General features: G+C 35.6%; 16 protein-coding genes. 3 read left to right on the top strand and 13 right to left on the bottom strand.

Annotated features, from left to right (window positions below; all coding sequences use genetic code 11):
- Positions 1 to 151 precede the first annotated feature (151 nt).
- Positions 152 to 586: a universal stress protein gene (locus AC1PU0_RS06240; RefSeq protein WP_206834513.1), complete on the top strand. Its 435-nt coding sequence runs from the start codon at positions 152 to 154 to the stop codon at positions 584 to 586.
- Positions 587 to 778: 192 nt separating this feature from the next.
- On the opposite strand, the gene AC1PU0_RS06235 is transcribed toward AC1PU0_RS06240, so the two are convergent.
- The 13 genes from AC1PU0_RS06235 to AC1PU0_RS06175 all read right to left on the bottom strand — a co-directional run bounded on the left by AC1PU0_RS06235 (position 779) and on the right by AC1PU0_RS06175 (position 16,106).
- Positions 779 to 2,050, bottom strand: a complete 1,272-nt coding sequence (locus AC1PU0_RS06235) for a glycoside hydrolase family 125 protein (protein WP_479998777.1) — start codon at positions 2,048 to 2,050, stop codon at positions 779 to 781.
- 14 nt (positions 2,051 to 2,064) lie between these two features.
- Positions 2,065 to 2,862, bottom strand: a complete 798-nt coding sequence (locus AC1PU0_RS06230; RefSeq protein WP_206834515.1) for a MurR/RpiR family transcriptional regulator — start codon at positions 2,860 to 2,862, stop codon at positions 2,065 to 2,067.
- Positions 2,863 to 3,205: 343 nt separating this feature from the next.
- The gene (locus AC1PU0_RS06225) at positions 3,206 to 4,528 is read right to left on the bottom strand and encodes a PTS sugar transporter subunit IIC (protein WP_206848772.1); all 1,323 of its coding nucleotides are present in this window, start codon (positions 4,526 to 4,528) and stop codon (positions 3,206 to 3,208) included.
- Between the two features lie 21 nt (positions 4,529 to 4,549).
- Positions 4,550 to 7,177: a glycoside hydrolase family 38 N-terminal domain-containing protein gene (locus tag AC1PU0_RS06220; protein WP_206848771.1), complete on the bottom strand. Its 2,628-nt coding sequence runs from the start codon at positions 7,175 to 7,177 to the stop codon at positions 4,550 to 4,552.
- Positions 7,178 to 7,359: 182 nt separating this feature from the next.
- Positions 7,360 to 7,695 (bottom strand): antibiotic biosynthesis monooxygenase, encoded by a 336-nt coding sequence (locus AC1PU0_RS06215; protein ID WP_069654559.1) that lies wholly within the window; start codon positions 7,693 to 7,695, stop codon positions 7,360 to 7,362.
- Between the two features lie 13 nt (positions 7,696 to 7,708).
- Complete coding sequence (locus AC1PU0_RS06210) at positions 7,709 to 9,136, bottom strand: ABC transporter ATP-binding protein (RefSeq protein ID WP_479998776.1); 1,428 nt, start codon at positions 9,134 to 9,136, stop codon at positions 7,709 to 7,711.
- Positions 9,133 to 9,831 (bottom strand): energy-coupling factor transporter transmembrane component T, encoded by a 699-nt coding sequence (locus AC1PU0_RS06205; RefSeq protein ID WP_206848769.1) that lies wholly within the window; start codon positions 9,829 to 9,831, stop codon positions 9,133 to 9,135. Before AC1PU0_RS06205 ends, AC1PU0_RS06210 begins: the two co-directional genes overlap by 4 nt.
- On the bottom strand, positions 9,806 to 10,423 hold the full coding sequence (locus AC1PU0_RS06200) for an MptD family putative ECF transporter S component (protein WP_111247305.1): 618 nt from the start codon (positions 10,421 to 10,423) through the stop codon (positions 9,806 to 9,808). Before AC1PU0_RS06200 ends, AC1PU0_RS06205 begins: the two co-directional genes overlap by 26 nt.
- A gap of 8 nt (positions 10,424 to 10,431) precedes the next feature.
- Complete coding sequence (locus AC1PU0_RS06195) at positions 10,432 to 11,592, bottom strand: hypothetical protein (protein ID WP_206848768.1); 1,161 nt, start codon at positions 11,590 to 11,592, stop codon at positions 10,432 to 10,434.
- A gap of 173 nt (positions 11,593 to 11,765) precedes the next feature.
- Complete coding sequence (pcp, locus tag AC1PU0_RS06190) at positions 11,766 to 12,410, bottom strand: pyroglutamyl-peptidase I (RefSeq protein ID WP_069654564.1); 645 nt, start codon at positions 12,408 to 12,410, stop codon at positions 11,766 to 11,768.
- Positions 12,411 to 12,522: 112 nt separating this feature from the next.
- The gene (locus AC1PU0_RS06185; protein WP_111247303.1) at positions 12,523 to 13,467 is read right to left on the bottom strand and encodes a DUF979 domain-containing protein; all 945 of its coding nucleotides are present in this window, start codon (positions 13,465 to 13,467) and stop codon (positions 12,523 to 12,525) included.
- 2 nt (positions 13,468 to 13,469) lie between these two features.
- Positions 13,470 to 14,165, bottom strand: coding sequence for a DUF969 domain-containing protein (locus AC1PU0_RS06180; protein ID WP_069654566.1), 696 nt, complete (start codon positions 14,163 to 14,165; stop codon positions 13,470 to 13,472).
- A gap of 438 nt (positions 14,166 to 14,603) precedes the next feature.
- Positions 14,604 to 16,106, bottom strand: coding sequence for an Lsa family ABC-F type ribosomal protection protein (locus AC1PU0_RS06175; RefSeq protein WP_206834535.1), 1,503 nt, complete (start codon positions 16,104 to 16,106; stop codon positions 14,604 to 14,606).
- A 554-nt stretch (positions 16,107 to 16,660) separates the two neighbouring features.
- Between AC1PU0_RS06175 and AC1PU0_RS06170 the strand changes: the two genes are divergently transcribed.
- Together AC1PU0_RS06170 and AC1PU0_RS06165 are read left to right on the top strand one after the other, a co-directional pair.
- Positions 16,661 to 17,044: a VOC family protein gene (locus tag AC1PU0_RS06170; protein ID WP_111247301.1), complete on the top strand. Its 384-nt coding sequence runs from the start codon at positions 16,661 to 16,663 to the stop codon at positions 17,042 to 17,044.
- Positions 17,045 to 17,070: 26 nt separating this feature from the next.
- Complete coding sequence (locus AC1PU0_RS06165) at positions 17,071 to 17,910, top strand: Cof-type HAD-IIB family hydrolase (RefSeq protein WP_206848766.1); 840 nt, start codon at positions 17,071 to 17,073, stop codon at positions 17,908 to 17,910.
- Positions 17,911 to 17,940 lie beyond the last annotated feature (30 nt).

The following is a 17,940-nucleotide window of genomic DNA, read 5'->3' as shown; positions in this document are numbered from 1 at the left end:
CGTATTCAGGGTGTGAAACAAAAGTGATTTTTTCTTTTGTCCCACACCCTTTTTATTATCAGCTCATTCATTTTCTCTTCTTATCAATTCGTTTAACCTCTACTCACGAACGTGGTATAATAAAAATAGATAAAGAAAGGTGCTGATTAAAATGATCAATAACTACTCAAACATCTTAGTTGCCGTTGATGGATCTAAAAATGCCGAGTCAGCTCTCCAACATGGTGTTGCTATCGCAAAAGAAAAAGATGCTACCTTATATTTATTATCTGTTGTTGACGAAAATGCAATCAGTCATAGTTCTTACGCCTATTCAAAAGTCCTTGCAGAAGAAAAAGAAGCGATCGAAAAAGAACTGTTAAAAAATATCTATTATGCAACTGAACAAGGTTTAGATAATGTGATACCGATTGTTGAAATCGGCAATCCAAAAGAAATGATTTCATCTGTTGTTCCCACCAATCAAGCGATTGATTTGATTATTATCGGGGCTACGGGTAAAGGCATGATTCAGTCCCATCAACTTGGTACTACAACGAGTTATGTTGTGCAATATGCCCCTTGTAATGTGTTGGTCGTTAAATAAGTACTTGGTTTTAGTTTAGATATAAAAAAGCGTACAGACAGCTGGTTGAAAGTAGTCTGTACGCTTTTTATACTGCTCTATTCCTTTTTACATTATTTAATTTCAACGTAACTCAACGTATTTTGATTGAGAAAGGAACAAAGGTCAAAACTACCATAATAAATACTATAGAAATCTTTTCATTATTTTTTCTTATTTGCTTATTCTTAAGTAATCTAAAAGCAACTCGCAAAACATCATATTCGCCCATGAAAACCATTCACGAGTGTACTGACTTGAATCATTTACATTAATTCCTTCATGCATATGATTCGTATTGGCATCTGTTTTGACTAATGTATCCAACAGTTTGGCTTTCTCAAGTTGATTATCTGTCGTTAATCCCTGGATACATAAGGCAATTGGCCAAACATAGTCTTTTGGTGTGTGCTCACTTCCCACACCTTTCAACTCGATTCCTTCATAATAATAGGGATTTTCATCAGACAAAATTAACGCACGGGTGTTTTGATAGATCATGTCATCGAAAGCACAATAGCCTAAATAAGGAGCTGCTAATAAACTAGGTACATTCGCATCATCCATCAAAAGATAGTTGCCTAATCCATCGACTTCATAGGCATATACCTTTTGTCCATTATGTTCAACGATTCCCCATTGAGAGATGCCTTGATCGATGTCTTTTTTCAGCCGATTTGCCTTTTCAGCAAGTAGATTGTCATTGTAAATCTCATTAGAAATTGCTTCCATGTAGCCTAAAATGACAACCGCAAACATATTAGCTGGAATTAAATAATTATATGTACAACTGTCATCACTGGGACGAAATCCAGACCAAGTCATGCCTGTATAGTTACAAGGTTCACCTAACCCGTTATTTGAAAGCGTATCTTCCGGTCTTTCACCAAAACGCTCAAAGCGATACATCGAATTTTCATGTTGTTGTTCGGTTCTAAAAACACCAATGATTGTTTCAAGAGCATGCTTAAAGTCATTCGTGAAATGACCAGTTTCGCCTGTTTTTTTCCATAGTAAATAAGCTAATTCGACTGGATAACATAAAGAATCCACTTCATATTTTCGTTCCCAAATCCAGCCATTCATTTCTGTGATATCTTGATGATAGCAATGACCATTTTCAGTTTCATTAAACGCATTGGCATAAGGATCGATCAATATGCACTTGACTTGGCGATCGACTAAACTACGAATAAGTTGTTTGATTCCTTCATCTTCATTTGCCACAGCTAAGTAGGGTTTGATTTGAGCAGATGAATCTCGAAGCCACATCGCTGTAATATCACCAGTAATCACAAATATATCGTCAACTGTTCTCCTGACTGTTGTTTCTAATGTATTATCAAAACAATTTGAAAATACTTCACTCCATCTAGGGTTAGCTGATCGCTCAGCAACTTCTTTTTTTATCTTTTCGATTACTGATTTTGAATAGTTTGCACTCATGCTGATTCCCCTTTTTACTTTCCTTTTAAGATTACTTCTGACTTGATCCAAGATTTTATTGTGTCTTCATGATACATTGCCAAAATTTCTGTATACAGAATGTCAATCACTGTTAATACGGGAATTTGAGGTGATATACTCCCCATATCTTTTTTTCCCATAGAACTAGTTAAGCAAAAAGCATCGGAAAATGCTTGATAGGAACTTTTTTCGTTTGCAGTAATGACAATCACTTTAGCTTTTTTTTCAAATACAATTTTTACTGCTTCTTGAACCGTTTGATTGTCACCCGAAATTGAGGATACTACTACAAGATCTCCTTGTTGTACGCCATGAGCCATCATCGCAATCGAGTGCTCGTCTTTGATTACATTGATAATTTTGCCGAGTCTTGAAAATTTAAATTGAAAATCTTCTCCGCAAAAAGCATTGTAACCAGTTCCCCAAAAATGAATGATTCGTCCCCCATCAATCATTAATGCTGCTTTTTTAACTTCTTCTTTGTCCAGTTTCTCGATAATATCATTCAATAACAACGAATAATTTAGATTTACATAACTGATGCTTGAATCGCTTTGTTTTTTTGCTCCTTTATTGGAATATTTATATAAATAAATCAGTTCTTTGTAGTTTGCTAAACCGATTTTTTTACAAAAACGAGTAATCGACGAATTAGACACGCTAAGCTTCTTTGCTAACGCTTGAATTCCTAATTCTTTATTTCCATTAAGAAAATACTCTGCAATCACTCGTTCCACGTCCGTAAACTTCTTTTGGTTTGCCTGTATGATCAGTTCAATGTAACTTTCCATGCTTGATTACTCCTTTCTTTATCATAAATAAAATAAGAGAAGGCTAGGACAGAAGCGTTTAATCCCGAGAACCACGTAGGTACTGTGCAACATCAACTCATACTTCGCTGTGTTTTACAGCAATAAGAAGGAATTCACGAAAATTGTTTTTCAAATTTTTGTGAATTTCAGCTTATTTCCGAAGCCTTCAAATCTTAGTGCTTTAGCACTTAGAATTTGATGTGATCGAAGCGAAGCGTAGTGATTGCTTCTGCTCCCACCGTTTATTCGTATCTGGGGTGTGAAACAAAAGTGATTTTAATTTTGTCCCATGCCCTTCTCTCTGGTTAGCAAGAAATACCTACTAATTTTGGACGTTGAGTAATTGACTTTCATCAAATTTCATGTTCATACGGACAAATGGTGCATAAATAAAGATGTCTAACACCACCAAAACCGCTGTTAAAATTACAGGACTAAAATGGAAGGCGCCTAAAATCCAAGTACTGATAAAGATTGGTTCATTTCCTGAATTTAGTACGACCAGTGGCACGACCCAGCCAATTTTAGTGACAATATAGGCTACAATTGCATTGAAAACGGGTACAAATACAAATGGGATAAACATCAATGGATTAAGCACGATTGGGAATCCAAATATAATGGGTTCGTTGATACCGAATAGTCCAGGAATAAAAGAAAGCTTGGCTACCTCACGACCACTGTATGTTTTCGGGGTAAAAATCAAAATAGCTAAAATCAAGCCGAATGTCGCACCAGAGCCACCAATCATTGCATAGACATTGGTCATCGTATTAGGTGCTACAGAGATATCCGTGAAACTTTTCGTTTCGGCAAATTTTGCAACATTTTCTAAAAAAATAGGTAACCACAATGCTGAAACAACGCCCCAAACAATGTTAAACCCATGTAATCCTAAAAACCACAAGATTTGTTCTAATAAAATAACAACTATAATTGCTGGTAAACCCGTTCCAACAGAAGTTAACGGTTGTACAAATAATTGACTGACTAAATCCATAAAAGAATTAAAATCAAAGGCTTCAATGACAACCTTTATTATAGAACAAGCTATTAATACAATCGAAATAGGAATCAACGCAAAGAAAGAATCAAACACATTGGGTGGAACATTTCCTGGTAGTTTAATGGCAATTTTACGTTTTGCTAAAATCGAATAAAGAAAGACTGCCAATAAACCGACAATCAATGCTGTAAACATTCCTTCATAACTGAAGAAATTATTAGCATACCCTTGGACGATATCAGCAGAACTATCCGCAAAATTCACATTATTGGGTACCATTACAAAATAAGCAGCAAACGCTAATAATGTGGCTAATAGTGGATTGATATTGGCCTCAGGATGTTTTTTCATCAATTCTTTTGCATAATTATATGCTGTCGAAAAAACAATCAATAACGCAACGATTCCAAGTGTTCCTAGGTAGACATTTCCAAAAATCGCAGAGGCGGTTTGCCCGATTGCTGTTTCCCCAAAAAATGCATCGATCTGCATCTTGATCAAATTAGAAAATGAGCCAACAACTGTAAATGGAATACTACTGATAAAAGCATTTTTGATTGCTTGTAATACACTGTTATTATCTACTTTATTGGCAATTTTTAATAATGGTTCTTGAATTTTCTCGATATTCATTTTCATCTTCACTCGACCTTTCTTGTGTTATCTTTCAATTGAAATGGTTTTGATTTCTCCTGGTTGAAATGTCCCTAAAGAAACTTCTTTTAACTGCCCTAATAATTCAAGTGTGTCACCATTCAAATCAACAAAACGACAATTTGTCTCAGTTGCTAAAGTTATTTTTTCATTAGAAATTGTTTTTATCAAAGATGGATTGTACAAACGGATATTGATCCATTGGCCATTACAGCTTAATTCTAGTGCACTAAATACCAAGCTTACGTTACTTAAATCAGTAAATTCCTTTAGATCATTCAATTGGTCTACTTTATTACTTTGGAAATATTGAATTGGGTTAGTAAAACGATTCAATGTTTGAATTTGATAATATGGACTTGTAACAGAGTATCTTTGGTATTCTTTTTGAATCATTACTGGGTCGAATTCATCCGCTATGATCAACGATAACGCCATTTCCAGCTTTCCTAACAATTGACTATCTGGAGTAGGAATAGAGCGGTATTGATTACCTGAAGCATCTCCAGGCCTTCTTAATAACTCTGGTCTACCTAAAAATCCTACGCCTCTGAAGAGGGTAATATACAAACTGCTATCTATTACTTGATATTCTTTGATTCCTTTGCTCATGATCGTCCAACTCGAAACGTCATCATGCAGATTTGAATAGTGAATCATCGGATAAATTTCAGTTGGTTCTTCTTTCCATCCAAGCTTTTGCCAATCCTGTATGTGAGGATCTTGGTTCTTTCGTTCCGCAATTCCAAATAACGTATCTGCATAGCTAACTTGACTTTCAACTGGTGTTTTTACAACTAAGCGCATACGATGGTCCATCACTTGATTGTTTAGTTTGATGTTCATATCGATCCGCTTAGAATTTTTGCTTAATGAGACTGTAAAGGTATAGTCTACTTGGGCATTTAATTCACCAGTTTTTCTGGCTTGGAGATCTTTTGGTAATAACCAATAGCCTTTCAAGGTCATCGTAGAAAGAAATGCACCCGATTCCACAATAACATTGGTCGTATCAAAGTTTAATTGATGGATTTTATCGTGATAGGCTGGTGAATAATCATACGTATCGCCTTCGTCTCCTGACTCTTCCACATAAAGACAATCCTCATATGTTTTATCTTGATTTTTTGCTAAAATAGAAAACTTTCCTTGGGAAAAGAGAATTTCGTAGTAATCGTTTTCTATAAGTTTTTCTTCAGTGTTAAAAGATATAGCGCTATCATTTGAGTTCACTTCTTCTTTCACCGTGATGATCGTGTAACCAAGTGGTCTTGTTTTTTTAATAAAACTTACTTTGTGAATATAATAGTATTTTGCTTCATCATACTCACGTTCTGAGCGTCTGACTTCCCCTGCATATACTTTTTCTGTAGACAAAATTTGGCTGTCTATTTCATTGTTTGCCTGATCAAAAAGTTTGATATCCGCGTATTTTGTACTTACTTCTAGCACATATGGATCTGTTCGTGTATAAGGTAGTGTGTTAAATAAAATCAGATCATTTTCTTTGATTTCTTTTATTGATTCAGAAATTTTTCTCACTAGATAGTCTATTGTCGAATATGATAATTGATCAGCTTCTTTGTATCTCGCTAAAATCATTTCATTTGTTTTGTCTGTATTACATCCACCAATACTATCATGAGCATGATTTTTTAATAATAACTTCCAAATGTAATTTAGTAGTTCTCGTTTAAACGGAATTCCTAAATCATCTGCCATCAACATCAATGGTTCTAATTGAAAAATCAAACGATTTTCGATTGTATCATTTAACTTCTTCAAGTCATATCTTGACGAATAAATTGAGCGATGGATCTTTGAGACACTGCCACTTATAAATTCACCTTGAACAGTTGGTAATTCAGTTGTTTTTTCTCTTAATAAGTTAAAAATATGAGGATAATTGCTTTCTTCTATTTGATATTCAGCACCAAATTCTTTGTTCACTTTTTGAATAACTGCTTTTAAATCTCGATCAACTGCACGCTGATCACCACCAACTGGTAATGTTACGATGTCTGTTGCGCTATCTTCAGAGACAATATCTAGAATCGCTTTTTTCTGATAAAGCTCTCCTTCGACTAGTGCCACTCCTGCATAATACCCATTACGAATATTGATCGTTAATACTTTTGAGCCATCTTCTGCTGTCCAGTAAAACTCCCGACTATTCGTTACTTCATTCGGCATACCTCGCCAAAATACCGCATCTGAGATACCAAAACCATTGTAAATTTTCGGCATATCCTTGCCTTGACCAAATGAATCAGGTAGATACCCTAATGCAGTGTGACCACCTAAACGTTTCGACATATCGATCCCAATTTGTAAATTCTTGACCACTGATTCACCAGCCACTACAAATTCATCCATTTGTGTATACCACGGACCGATAAATAATTGATTTGCTTCTACCAACGCTTTGATTTTTGCTTCTTTTTCTGGATAAACTTTTAAGTAATCATCAATAATACTTAATTGCCCATCCAAATAATAGTAATCTAATTCGTTATTTTCCAAGGCATAAATCACTTCATCCATATGATAGGAAAATTGTACAAACGCTTCGTTATCAGAAAAGTACCACTCACGATCCCAATGGGTGTGTGCGACGACATGGATCTTTTTCATTTCATCTTCTCCTTCCATCTTTGTTCTTGTTTAATATACTCTGGATTTTATGAAAAGAAAACGATTTCGGTAATACTTTCAACTATTTTCTTATTTCTGTTCATTTTATGAAAATAGTATCAATTTGTATCAAAAAAAAAGACTTTTATCTGGAAAATCGGATAAAAATCTTTTTCGTTCAGTTAGGTTAATACTTCATATTCAGCGATTGTACTTGAAATAATACCAGGACGTTTTTTTTCACCTGTTGCCTCATCTTTTGGTTCTTTTCTCTGATGCATTTTTTTGAATGCTTGACTGTTTACCCAATTTTTTTGATGTTCTTTTGACGTCCAACGACTTAAAACAACTAATTCGGTCACTTGTGGATCGTCTGGTAACGTCCGATGCATTAATTGAAAATTCAAGAATCCATCCACCGCTTCCATACTTTCTTTTGTATGTCCTGCAGTGAATTGCTGAATAATTTTATGAGAGTCGTCTGTTTCTGTTTGAATCGTATTCGTCACAATATACATGTCGTTTCCTCCATTATTCTTTTTTCGTTGGTTCAATAAAATAATCTTCAATGATTGTTCCATGATCGAAATGAAGCACTCTCTGACAGGTTTGACTGAGAAACTCTTTGTCGTGGGTAATCACTAAAACTAAAATATTTTCTTGGTGCAACCAGCGGATTGTATCGCTGACTTCTTCCATATGCATCAAATCCAAGCCGCTTGTCGGTTCATCAAAAATGATGATTTTTTTTCCTGACAATAGAGCACTTGCAATCGCAACGCGCTGTTTTTCACCACCCGATAGTGTTTGCGGATGACGAAATAAAAGTGGCTCTAAGTTCAGCATAGCGACAATTTTATCAAAGTCGTTGGTATTTTTAGCATTCAAGCTGATCTCTTTTTCAACAGTTTCAAAAAACAATTGTAAATTGACATCTTGCATCACAACAAAACTTTCTTTGATCAACTCTTTCGGGCGCATAACCCGTTGATTTAACTTAATAACACCAACTTTAGGCTTGATCAACCCAGATAAAAGTTTTGAGAACGTTGATTTTCCCGCCCCGTTATGCCCTATAATGCCCGTGATACAGGAGCTAGTCAAGGTTAGTGAGGGAATTTTCAACACAGATGGTTGTTTACGGTAATGAAAATCTAGGTCAAGGCACGTTAAACTTAATTTATCTTCTCTTTTAAACGGCTCGATCCCTTTTGTAAAAGACGTCTGATCCAAAGAGCGTAATCCCATTTCCTGAATATCTGTTGAAGATTTTGCCCTCATTTCTTGACTTGTATACCATTCAACAATACGCCCTTTATCCATCACCAAATATCGATCTACCAAATCCGTCAAGTAATATAAACGATGTTCAGATACAATAATGGTCATACCTTGATTTTTTAATACCTGAAGATAGTCTTTTAAATGCTCGATTGTTTCCTCATCCAGATTACTTGAAGGTTCATCTAATAAAAATAAATGGTGTTTCAACATAGTAGCTGAAGCGAAAGCAATCAATTGTTTTTGGCCACCAGATAAATGAAACATACTTCGTTCTAAAAATGCTTCTAACGAGAATAAACGGGTTATTTCATCGATTCGATTAATCATTTCATCTCTTGGAACACCATAATTTTCCATTGCAAATGCCAACTCAGAATAAACATCGCTGGTAAAAAACTGCGTCTTAGGATTTTGAAAAACAACGCCAATATCGCGAACATAGGCATTAAATTCTTTCGTCAACAACTCTTGATCTAAAATAAAACCTGTTCCAGTTAATTCCCCAGTATACAATTCCGGAATCAATCCATTTAAGATTCTCAGTAATGTAGATTTGCCGCAACCGCTCTTCCCACATAACACGATAAATTCACCAGGTTTAACCTGTAAATCTACTTGTTGAATGATCGTTTCCTGATCCTCATAAGCAAATGTCACATCATGTAAATCAATCATCCAATCATCCTCCCAAATATTCCACTAACAATCAGAATACCAATCAATAAATAATCTTGAACCTTTAAATGAATCTCATAGACGCTAGTGTGTGATTTAGGATTCCCTAAACCACGAACTAAAGCTGCCGAAGATAAATCTAAGGATGTATTTTCGGCCGACATTAAAATCGGGACAATGATGTACTCCATTGTTTGAAATGGATGAAGAAACAAGTCGATAGTAGAAACAGCGATCCCACGATATTTCATTGCATTACGAATACTTTTAAAATCTTGAAAAAGCGTAGGGAAGAATCGAAACAGCACAGTGAGCGGAATAATTAGCCCAAATGGCACGTGGCACTTCTTTAACGCTGCGATCCATTCACTTATTTTTGTCCGATTCATAGCAAATGCCGACGCCATGATCGTTGGCAACATCCGGCGATTTCCTACGAATAGAAAATCAAAGAATGCAGCGATGCCATTATCGATATAAGGAAACAATAAATAATCGCCTAAAACAAGTAACCAAAAAAGACTATAAAAAATCAGCCCTTTTTTTAGACTACCGTTTAGAATAAACAATACAAATAAGAGCGTTACAAACAAAATTTCAGCCTTAAATGGTAAAGGAAACATCAACAAAAAACTGGCAAATAAAATCGTACAAAGTTTACTTCTGGGATCAAACGTTACGTATGTTTTTTCCATAATTTTTTCCTTTTGCTTTATCAAAGTGTTTCTCATAAATCTTTTGTCCAATGATTATACCTAAAATACTGCAGATAATGACTGTTGCAACACAAACATAAAAACTGGTCGTTGTGATCGGCGCAAAGACTTTGTCGATATATACGGCATCTTTCCCACGAGCTACCAAAGAATCAATATAAGCGTTTTTCATAAACCATAATGGTAATACAGGTCCCATTAGACCAAAACTAAACACAGTATAACTAATCATTGTTCTGAGTTTTTCGGATAATTTGGTACGATACTGGATCCAATCAGCTGCTACCGCACAGAGGATATTTGGCAAAAATGACAACGGAAAATGACCAGAGACTAAAAAGAATAGACCCATCACACTTCCCATGATCGTAATCGCCCCAAAACGCGGAATACGGTTTATTACCAACAAATAGACGATTCCTGCAAAAAGTGCTGTAGCACTAGGAATAAGAATTGAATTAAAGGCTGGAATCGTGAAACGTAAAATAACCATTGCAATCGTTACGACTAAAAAATAAATAGCGGTATAAATACCAATAGAAATAAAATCCTGAATTTTTAACTTTTTCATTCTTTTTATTACCCTTCTTGTTTTATTGTAAATAGAAATAATAGCTGCCCGTACACATCACTAGTAATTTTCAACTGATAACGACCTGTTTTTTCAAATTGTGCACTTGGCATCATTAATTGATTTTCCATTAACTGATACTCTAATGAATAAGCATTTTCTGAAGTTTTTTTCGTTTTAAACCATTCAAATGTAGCTTCTTGTTTGGCTAACTCTTCAATTACGCCTGTATCAATCGACAGACAAATCATCTCACCTTGCGTATAGTCTGATTTAGATAATTTTGGTGGAAATGCCATAGGTTGTTTTAGATGCGTCTCAAATCGAACATCTTCAAATCCATCCGCCAAGAGTTCAATTGTGATGGGGTCATTCGCTTTCCATTCATCAAAAAGTTGATACCTCGGTTGTTCTGTATTCGCTAAAAGACCGAACTCTAAATGATTCTCTGGCTTGTGATATAAGTAATCAGGCCAAAGAAGTGGTATCGTTTTGCCATTTTTAGTGACTGTAAAACTATACACGAATTTTCCGTACGCTTCATGAAACTGATCATAGGTCGTAATTTCATACTCAGGTAAAAATTGAACCATTGCGGCATAATTATAATGTGCAAAATAATACATCTCATTCACATATTCTAATTTCTCTTGAATAGCTTGAACAGTTGTTTCCTGAACGTTTTCAAGTAATTCTCTAGAACCGTATGTACCATCTAAAAATAGACGCTTTCTTTTATAACTACTAACGGATTCTGACGCATCTTCATTAATAGGTATTAATGACTGAACTGTTGCCAATTTTTCTCTGAACGTTGTGTATGCTTCGGGCTTACTCAAAGCTAAAATATAGTCTTTCACATGAATGTATACTGGCACTTGTTTAATACTATAGCTGTCGTGCTCGTTCAATGCAATTTTTTTTTGATTTGTATGAGGAAATCTTCCGATAATTTGCTGAAATTTTTCAGATAATAGATAATCACTTTCTTGAAAATCAGGGCTATCTGCATGATAGAAATCAAAAAATGTCATCGTTGTTTCACCAATAAAATAACGTGGCAATGGCTTGTCCTCAATATAAAGTTGTTCATCAAGCATTACGTTACACTGCTCTGTTTGTACATTATCATAATAAATTGAAAATCCTTTTACTTGTACTTCTTTCATTGAAACACTCCCTCCCCTAGTTGTTTAGTATATCACAACAAAATGATAATGAGAATCATTATCATTAAATTAACTATTTTCTCTTTCATTGTATTTAATAACCAAAATAGAAGAGTTTGAGCCAAAAGGATCTCTCTTAGCTCAAACTCTTCCACTTCTACTCAACAATCATTCTAATGTGTTGTTCCCGTGTTTTCTTCAATATCGACATCCGTTGTCACTGCTGCTTCGATGGCATAATGTAGTGAATCCGCAATTGTTTGGATTGGCATTGAAGGTGTTCCGACTGGACGATTGATTACTTGAGTTGGTTCAAACGGCACGTGGATAAAACCACCCTTCACACCTGTAAATTCTTTCTCGATCATATATAACAAGCGATACATGATATCATTACAGACAAATGTGCCTGCTGTATAAGAAATGTAAGCTGGCAAGCCATGTTCCTGCACGTTTTTCATCATTGCTTTGATTGGTAACGTGGTAAAATAAGCAGTTGCTCCATCTTCTTCCAATTTTGAACCGATTGGTTGGTTGCCTTTGTTATCAGGAATTCTTGCTTCTGCCAAATTGATTGCTACCCGTTCAAATGAAACAGCGCTTCGCCCACCAGCTTGTCCCACACATATCACAATATCTGGTTTATGTTCATTGATTGCAGCTTCTAATACTTCACCGCTTTCTTTAAAAACTGTCGGTATCTCTAATTTGATTACTTTAGCTCCTGCCACTTCATTGGGAATCATTTTCACTGCCTCATATGCAGGATTAACAGAATCTCCACCAAATGGATCAAAACCTGTGACTAATACTTTCATTGTAACTCTCCTCCTAATTTAGACTCATACTCTATTTGATAACACCTATAATTGTACCACTCAGCGTTCACTCATGAATTGTAGCATGTTTCTCCATAAAACTACGTCAACTTTATTTAAACAAAATCATATAAACGACTTGGAATACAAACATAAAAATTGCTATAAACCATTGATTTTTAATCACACCGTATTTATCTTTCATCTCTAGCATTGCGACTGGAACTACATTAAAGTTCGCAGCCATCGGTGTCAATAACGTACCGCAATACCCACATGTCAATGCCAACATACCGATCAAAGCTGGATTTGCACCATAAGCGAAAACGAAAGGTGCGCCGATTCCTACCGTCATCACAGTAATCGCGGCAAAAGCATTTCCCATAATAATCGTAAATAGCATCATGCCAAACGCGTAGATAATAATTCCGACTGCAACATTTCCTTCAGGCACAATAGTTCCAACTGCAGAAGAAATCACTGTCCCAACACCGGCACTTGTGAATACCGCTCCTAGCGATGCCAAGAGCATCGGCAGCATACTCAAAGGACCCACAGTGCCAAGCATGTCAGCTGCATCATCTAAAAATGTAGTTGGTTTATTGTTTTTAGAATAAAGCATCAAGATTATAATTGCTACTAAAACACCTACCCCAACACCGACCAAGGCACCAAGATTTGTAAATAAAGCAAAGATGATAGCAAAAACGCCAATACTTAATGCCGGAACAAAAATTTTCATCCCTAACTTATCTGACATTTTTTGCATATATTCTTTAGAGGGTAACTTACTATTTCCTTTACTGACTTTTTTTAAGATGGCAGGTATCGTCATAGAAAAAATCAAAATGCCACTGATTATCGCCGGAATAAAGCGACCACCTCCGATTACGATTCCTAATGCACACCAAAAATAACCTGTTCCGTAACGATGAGGGTTACTTTTATCGAACAAATTCTTGATTCCCGTATAAAGTAATATCAAGCCCATCACGATATATAAAATTTCTAATAATTTCTCCCCAAGTAGTATTTCAGAATTCATAAAATAGCTCATGACTAGTCTCCTTTTTTCGCAATATTACCGTAATATTTTTTCATTAAGCGACGGTCTTTCGAATAGAAATAAATGCTGGCCGTAATTAATGCCACCAATGCAACTGGAATTTCCACAGCCGCTAATTGCACTAGTGTTACTTCATACCCTAACTCTTTTAATGTCGATTGAACTAACAAACCGCCCGAACCTCCAATAAATAATACTTGTCCAAAGAACCAACATATATTCTCCATCGCCGAAGCCATTCCTTTAAGCTCTTCTTCGTATTCTTTGTTTAATTCTACATTTTGAGATTCCACAGCTCCGATTGACATTGGTAAAATAATTGGACGAACAAATCCAGCAACACCACCGAAGCTGACATTGAACGCGGCAAAAATCATCCGGAAAACACCGTAAATATCAATGATCAAACCAGCTGAAACTTTTTTAAAACGACGAATCAATGATGCCGCTGATTCCTTTAATCCATTTCTTTCTAATGTTCCTGTAGCCAGCATAATAATAATAAAAATTGCCATTCCTCGATTGCTTACAAAACTCGTGCCTAAAATCTCTAACATTCCTTCTACCCCAATTCCTCCGACAAGTGCCGTCACAACTAAGGCAATCATTACGATCAAAATCGAATCCAATTTCATCGCAAACCCGACGATAACGATTAGAACGCCTAATAAACTAAGAATATTCTCCATTTCTCACACTTCTTTCCTTTTTAGTTAAATTATAATTTAAAAATCAATAACCTCTTTATTATACACAAATTTTGTTTTAATTTTCATCTTTTTCATAAAAATGAGTTAAAAAATCATCTACTTTAAATGGTACACAGAAAATTACAACTGAAATTTAAACGTTCTCAGCCATAGCTTTCTTGAATTTATGTTAGTAAACAATTCGTACCTACTTATCATTATTCCAGCAGCGTTATTACTAGATCCACTTTACTTTTTTCTTATCAGTATTTTTAGGTCTTCAGCGATTGATTATGATGAAGGTAATGTGTCCCTGAAAGTTCGGCTACCTCTCCTTTTTTCACAGAATACACTTTATTATACAGTCTGTCAGTGAAGAAAAACGATGAAAAAACCTGCCAAACGACTCCAGTCTATGAATCGTGTGACAGGCTAACTTTAAGTATTTTTTGATAAGGTCATCATTTGCGTTGCTATTTTTTCTAAGAATGCTCGATCATGTTCTACAATCAGCATTGTTGGTTTTACTGATAAAATCAGCATTTCTAATTGTTCTTGGTTGAATACATCCAAATAATTCAACGGCTCATCCCAAATATACAACTCAGCTGGCTGGGCTAACGATTTTGCTAATTCGACTTTCTTTCGTTGCCCCATACTCATTTGTTCAATACGATTTTGAAAGACTTCTCTTTCCATCCCTAATTTGTGCAAGTTATTGAGAAATTCTTGATGATCAAGACCATGTTCTTCTGAAAATGTGAGTAAAGTTCCATGGTTATCTTCATAATTTTGACGAACATAACTAATAGTTAGCTTCTCTGGTCGTAAGATTTCTCCGTCGCTTTTACCCTCAAAATAGCCAAGTAAATACCGAATGATCGAGGATTTCCCTGAACCATTTTGTCCTGCTAGAGCCAGCCGTTGCCCTTGATTTAATTCAAAAGACAATGGACTAAATAACGTTTCATTCTGGTAACCTAAGACTAGATTTTCAACCGTTAGTAGTCGTTTATGATGCACTGGCTGATAGTTCATGGTCAATGGATCAATATACTCGACATCTTTTAAAAGACTGGCTTTTTCAGATAATTGGGTGTTCATCCGATGTTCGATCGTCTTAGCACGTTTCATTGTACGTGCGGCTCTCGCCCCAATAAAACCAGTATCGTAGATTGCACCACTACCCTTTTCAGAGGCTTTTCCATATTTATCTTGCTCTTTAGACCGAGACCATTCTGCTTTTTCAGCTGCTGTTCTTTTCAAACGACTAACTTCTTTTTTTAGTTTTTCATTTTGAGCAAATTCAAATTCATCTTTGATTTTTTTCTGTTCTTCATATACGGAGAAATTTCCTTGATACAATTCTAATTGGCTTTTTTCAATTGATAAGACATGATCGACCACTTCGTCTACAAACGAACGGTCATGACTAACTACGATAAAGCCTTGACGTTTCTTTTTCAAATACTCAGCGACTTGTTTACGTCCTGTACTATCTAAATGATTGGTTGGTTCATCAATCAAAGGAAAATGCTCGCCCTCAATAAACAACAGCGCTAAAAGTACTTTAGTCTGTTCCCCACCAGAAAGTGTCTCAAAATCACGCCATAGAATTTCTGGATCAACCTGCAACAGGTTTAACTCTCGCTCAATTTCCCATTGGTCAAAATCACTGATTTCTTGCAAGACATAATAGGTCAGTTGTTGCTTGTTTTTAATCGGCTGGGGGAAATAGAGAAAATTCAGTTGATGAGTAATTTCACCGCTGTAAGCTAACTGATTCTGCAAAATTTTAAGTAAGGTCGTTTTTCCACGACCATTTCTGCCAATCAAGCCTAATTTCCATTGCGTATCAACATTTAAATTTGCTTGATCAAATAGTAAAGTCCCTTGGGTATCATACCCAAAAGTTACATTTTTAATTTCAATTTTTGACATAGTTTCTTTCACCTCATTAAGAAAAGCGGAAGGACTCTCTTTTATTCCTTCTGTTCTTTTCAGAATCGGCAATAGGTCTACGCGTACACAAAAAGACCCATTCGTTGAAAAAATCAATGCCAATCCTGAAAATCTGCACACTGCTCCCTTGAAACTTCTCAAGTTACAGTCTGAATGCAGCTTCAACAAATTGACTTAATTTTTCAACGCACGGATCCCTCACTTCGTTTTTTATTGCACTCACTATATCATGCTCATTCAAATTTTGTCAACAACCATGAATCTTCACTAGAGGCCTTCAGCACCCCTCTTACAACTACTTCTTATAGCTAGAATAAAATAATCAAGCAATCGAAACTAGGCATTTTTTGAACAACCATTTTCAGATTTAGACATTCTTTGTGATTATTTTTGACAAAATACTTTCAACCTTGTTCGTGCTCCTTTTTTCTTTTTCCTTTTCGTTTATACTGTAATCAAACAAAAAAATAATGGTGCGACTTTACTGGTTGCACACAAATGCAGGCTGTGTTTACAGCAAAGGAGATCATACAATGAAAATAGAACATATTGGTTTATGGGTCAGAGATTTAGAACGTATGCGTCATTTTTATGAAACATATTTCGATGCAACAGCTTCTGAACTATACCACAATACAAAAACAAGTTTCCATTCTTATTTTTTAACTTTTTCTGATGGCGCTAGACTTGAAATCATGCAACGAAATGACATTGTTGACCATAATATTGGCAATGAAATGCTTGGTTTTGCTCATTTAGCGATTTCTTTAGGAAGTAAAGAACAGGTTGATGCTCTCACAACTATATTGGTTATGGAGGGATATCCATTATTAAGCCCAACTCGTACAACTGGAGATGGGTATTATGAATCTGTTGTAGCGGATCCAGAAGGCAATCGTTTAGAATTGACAGTTTAACATTGAGAATCGAAGGAGGAAATACTATGGACATAAAAGCGATTGTTTTGGATATTGACGGCACACTTTTAAATGATGAAAAACAATTGACAGCGCAAACAAAAGAAGCGTTGATAGCGGCTCAAAAGAATGGAATCAAAGTAATTCTAGCCTCAGGTAGACCTACTTCTGGGATGCTAAAATATGCGGATGAACTTCAAATGGATCAGCACAATGGATTAGTGATTTCCTATAATGGTGCACATGTTCTTGATGTCAGTACACAAAAAGAATTATTCAGTCAACCTCTTACAATTGAACAGAGTAAAACTATTTTAAACCATCTCAAACAGTTTGACGTTAAACCTATGATTGCAAAAGACAATTATATGTATGTCAATAATGTATTTGATGGTCTGCTGGATTTAACGTTCCATGAGGGTCCATTCAACATTATCGAATACGAATCACGTGGTGGAAACTTCCAATTATGCGAAAAAGATGATTTAGCTACTTTTGTTGATTTCCCTTTGCATAAAATTCTCGTTGCAGCTCAACCAGACTATTTGCAAGAAAATTGGCAGAAACTTTATGCCCCTTTTGAACAATCCGTCAGCGGCGTATTCTCAGCACCAATGTACTTTGAATTTACAGATAAAGGAATTGATAAAGCCAATGCCTTAGAACAGACATTAAAACCACTAGGTATTGACCGAGAACATATTATTTCTTTCGGTGATGGCCACAATGATCTATCCTTGATTCATTATGCTGGCGTGGGCATTGCAATGGGAAATGCTGTTGAAGAGTTAAAAAGTGCTGCCGATAAAATTACTTCATCTAATAATGAAGATGGTATTGCCGAAGCACTATCCGAGTTATTGTAGAAAATAGAGTGCGGATCCAAAATCCCACTC

The organism is Enterococcus sp. XAF26B05_ASV22 (genome assembly GCF_056727285.1).
The sequence above is the reverse complement of the archived record's forward strand: the minus strand, read 5'-3'. Positions and strand labels throughout refer to the sequence as shown.

Excerpts from the sequence above, each read along its gene's own strand:
- AC1PU0_RS06215 (WP_069654559.1), bottom strand. The coding sequence starts at position 7,695 with ATGTATATTGTGACGAATACGATTCAAACAGAAACAGACGACTCTCAT.
- AC1PU0_RS06165 (WP_206848766.1), top strand. The coding sequence starts at position 17,071 with ATGGACATAAAAGCGATTGTTTTGGATATTGACGGCACACTTTTAAAT.
- AC1PU0_RS06230 (WP_206834515.1), bottom strand. The coding sequence starts at position 2,862 with ATGGAAAGTTACATTGAACTGATCATACAGGCAAACCAAAAGAAGTTT.
- AC1PU0_RS06200 (WP_111247305.1), bottom strand. The coding sequence starts at position 10,423 with ATGAAAAAGTTAAAAATTCAGGATTTTATTTCTATTGGTATTTATACC.
- AC1PU0_RS06235 (WP_479998777.1), bottom strand. The coding sequence starts at position 2,050 with ATGAGTGCAAACTATTCAAAATCAGTAATCGAAAAGATAAAAAAAGAA.
- AC1PU0_RS06175 (WP_206834535.1), bottom strand. The coding sequence starts at position 16,106 with ATGTCAAAAATTGAAATTAAAAATGTAACTTTTGGGTATGATACCCAA.
- AC1PU0_RS06220 (WP_206848771.1), bottom strand. The coding sequence starts at position 7,177 with ATGAAAAAGATCCATGTCGTCGCACACACCCATTGGGATCGTGAGTGG.
- AC1PU0_RS06205 (WP_206848769.1), bottom strand. The coding sequence starts at position 9,831 with ATGGAAAAAACATACGTAACGTTTGATCCCAGAAGTAAACTTTGTACG.
- AC1PU0_RS06170 (WP_111247301.1), top strand. The coding sequence starts at position 16,661 with ATGAAAATAGAACATATTGGTTTATGGGTCAGAGATTTAGAACGTATG.
- AC1PU0_RS06180 (WP_069654566.1), bottom strand. The coding sequence starts at position 14,165 with ATGGAGAATATTCTTAGTTTATTAGGCGTTCTAATCGTTATCGTCGGG.
- AC1PU0_RS06210 (WP_479998776.1), bottom strand. The coding sequence starts at position 9,136 with ATGATTGATTTACATGATGTGACATTTGCTTATGAGGATCAGGAAACG.
- pcp (WP_069654564.1), bottom strand. The coding sequence starts at position 12,410 with ATGAAAGTATTAGTCACAGGTTTTGATCCATTTGGTGGAGATTCTGTT.
- AC1PU0_RS06185 (WP_111247303.1), bottom strand. The coding sequence starts at position 13,467 with ATGAGCTATTTTATGAATTCTGAAATACTACTTGGGGAGAAATTATTA.
- AC1PU0_RS06195 (WP_206848768.1), bottom strand. The coding sequence starts at position 11,592 with ATGAAAGAAGTACAAGTAAAAGGATTTTCAATTTATTATGATAATGTA.
- AC1PU0_RS06225 (WP_206848772.1), bottom strand. The coding sequence starts at position 4,528 with ATGAAAATGAATATCGAGAAAATTCAAGAACCATTATTAAAAATTGCC.
- AC1PU0_RS06240 (WP_206834513.1), top strand. The coding sequence starts at position 152 with ATGATCAATAACTACTCAAACATCTTAGTTGCCGTTGATGGATCTAAA.